General features: G+C 71.0%; 3 protein-coding genes and 1 pseudogene. All 4 read left to right on the forward strand.

The features are described 5' to 3' along the window. Positions 1-376 (forward strand): annotated as a pseudogene (locus CSW58_RS13545) (tetratricopeptide repeat protein); the annotation flags it as partial. Beyond that, positions 342-1,826, forward strand: coding sequence for a hypothetical protein (locus CSW58_RS13550; protein WP_236627847.1), 1,485 nt, complete (start codon positions 342-344; stop codon positions 1,824-1,826). The pseudogene CSW58_RS13545 and the gene CSW58_RS13550, both read left to right, overlap by 35 nt. After that, entirely contained in the window at positions 1,823-2,449 is a 627-nt protein-coding gene (locus CSW58_RS13555; RefSeq protein WP_099447616.1) for a hypothetical protein, read from the forward strand. Before CSW58_RS13550 ends, CSW58_RS13555 begins: the two co-directional genes overlap by 4 nt. Continuing rightward, positions 2,443-2,601: a hypothetical protein gene (locus CSW58_RS14230; RefSeq protein ID WP_161494630.1), complete on the forward strand. Its 159-nt coding sequence runs from the start codon at positions 2,443-2,445 to the stop codon at positions 2,599-2,601. The genes CSW58_RS13555 and CSW58_RS14230 overlap by 7 nt, the downstream gene beginning before the upstream one ends. Positions 2,602-2,679: the final 78 nt, after the last annotated feature.

Genomic DNA, 2,679 nt, shown 5'->3' on the forward strand with positions numbered 1-2,679 from the left:
CGATCGAGCGGGTGCGCGCCATCCAGTACGTGCGGCGGTCAATGGCTCGTCCAAGGCCCAGCTGGTGCTGGCGGTGATGTATTCCGAGGGCGTCGGCGTGCCGCGTGACTATGCCCGTGCCTATCACTGGTACGAGGAAGCCGAACGCCAGGGCTCGGCCGAGGCCAAGTACGCGATGTCGACCTATTTCTCCCTGGGCCTGCAGGGCGTGGCCGACCAGGATCGCGCCAAGGCCGTGGTCTACCAACTGGACGGCGCGCTGTCGGGCTTCAAGCCGTCGGCCATGCGCCTGCAGCAACTGCTGGCCCAGGTCTCCAGGCCGCCGCGCGCGCCCCACGAGCGTGCACGGCCCTACAGCGAAGGGAGCTATCGATGAGCCGCTTGAATCTGTTCGCGGTGATCGGCGCGCTCCTGTCGCTGGTCCTGGCCCTGCCGACGGCGGCGACCGCCGGTTCGCCCGACGCCCGCATCGACCAGCAGATCCGCCCCTGTTTCGGCCTGCTGCTGGATCCAACCTGTCCAAGGGCTGCAAGACCCAGAAGGCCCACCGCAGGGGACCGCCGCGCCGGCCGCATGGCCAGGGCTGCCCGCCCGGCCAGTTCAGCGACGGCCGCGGCTGCGTCTGGCCGCCGCGCTATGAGATCGACTGCGACACCGCCTATCCCGGCCAGATCTCCGACACCATCTCGCGCTATTATGGCGGCGAGACCCTGACCCTGACGTCGCGCTACGGCGGCGCCTGCGTCGACTCGCTGCAGATCACCCGCTCGATCATCATCCAGACCCGTGACTACACGCCCGGCCAGGGCCGTCCGATCCTCAAGGTGTTCGAGGGCCGCCCCTGCGTGAACGTCAGTCCCGGCGTCGAATATGTCGTGCTCAAGGGTCTCGGCATCGAAGCCCTGCGCGGCGGCCAGTCGTCCTGCATCTCCGGTCGGGCGACCGAGATCGCGCTCGAGGACGTCGTGGTGCGCTATGACGGCGACAAGTCGGCCTTCGATGTCAGCGACAGCCGCATCGAGCTGTCCAACGTCAGCTTCATTGGCCGAACCCGGGCCCCGGTGCTGCAGGCCAAGGGCGTGATCATGGCCTCGAAGGTCCATGTGGCCTCGACCGCGATCGGCGCGGTGCTCGAGACCTCCGGCGACAGCCGCCTGCGCGATTTCGACATCGTTCGCCTGGGCGACTGGAGCGGCTCCAGCCGCACCCGCAACTCGGCCGGCTTCGTGCTCAGCGGCATGAACCGCCAGCAGCTGGTCCAGATCGAAAACCTTCGGGTCGACGGCTTCTCGCGCGGCATCTTCATCAGCGGCGGCGACGAGACCACCCTGCTGCGCCCCAAGGTCACCGACAGCGACTGGGCCGTGGTGCTGGAAGACGCCAATCTGCGCGTCCTGGACGGTGAACTGCAGGCGACCGATGTCGGCATCTATGCCGACTCCGGCGTGGTCCAGGCGGCCGACAACCGCATCTATGGCGTCATGCGGGCCGGCATCTTCGCCGAGCGCGGCGCCCAGGTGCGGGCCCGCGACAACAAGGTCTTCGCCCATGAGGGCGGCTGCGAGGCCCTGGTCACCGGCTATTTCGACGGGGCCCTGACCTGCCGTCCGTGGTTCGAGGCGCCGGAGCTGTACCGCAACACCTCCGACCGCTCGCGGCAGGATTTCGACACCTACTGGCCGGTCCTGGCTCTGGCCGCTCCGGCTCCCCGTCAGCCTGGCGACGCCGGCAGCCTGTCCGGCTCCGCCGATCCCCATGACGCCTCGGCCGCGGCCGGCGGCCCGGCGGGTCCGCACCCCGCGCCCCCTGGAGGAACCCCGCGATGAGCAAGCTCGCCGCCTGTCTGATGGCCGCCCTGACGGTGGCCGCCGCCGTCGCCGTTCCGGCCGCCCAGGCCCAGAGCCGGGGTGGTCCCGGCGGCCCTCCCGGCCCCCGTCGCGGCCTGCCCTGCGGCGCGCCCCTGAACGGCGAGGCCCCGGCCATCATGACCTATGACCGCTCCAGCGGCACCCAGGTGTTCGTCGGCGGTCGCGGCGAGACCGAGGTCAGCGCCTATAACCGCGACACCGGCGCGTCGGCCGCCCTGCGCGGCGACCTGTCGCGTCCCGGCGTGGCCGAGTCCTGCGCCAACGACCCGCGCAGCGGCGACAGCTATGGCGTCACCTCCGACGGTCCCGGCCAACTGACCCTCAGCGGTCGCGACGGCGCCACCCGGGCGCGTTACGGCGCCGAACACGCGGCCGGCGAAACGACCACCTGGGATTTCGGACGCGAGAACCGCTGCTTCAAGTCGGGCATCGGCATCTTCACCCCGGCCGGCAATGTGGGTATCGCGGTGGCCACGCCGCCCGGGACGATCGGCGTGGGCCTGGCGGCCGGCGATCGCTTCGCCGGGGTCGGGGTGGGCGCCAATCACAACTTCGCCGGCGTGGGCGTGGTCGGATGCTGAGGGCGGCCCTGGCGGCCGGTCTTCTGGTCCTGTCCCTGAGCGCCTGCGTCTCGCCCGAGCCGCCACGCGGCCCGCCGCCGCCCAGCGCCCCCGACCGCGCGCGGGTCACCCCGCCGCCGCCGCCGATCGACGCGATCCGGCCGCGGATCTAGGGTGATCCAGCGCCGTCATCGATCGCGGCTGATCGCAAGACTCGCTTAACCCTAAAATCCGACTCTGCGCCGCATGAG

It is taken from the genome of Caulobacter sp. B11 (assembly GCF_002737765.1).
Classification (GTDB): Bacteria; Pseudomonadota; Alphaproteobacteria; order Caulobacterales; family Caulobacteraceae; genus Caulobacter.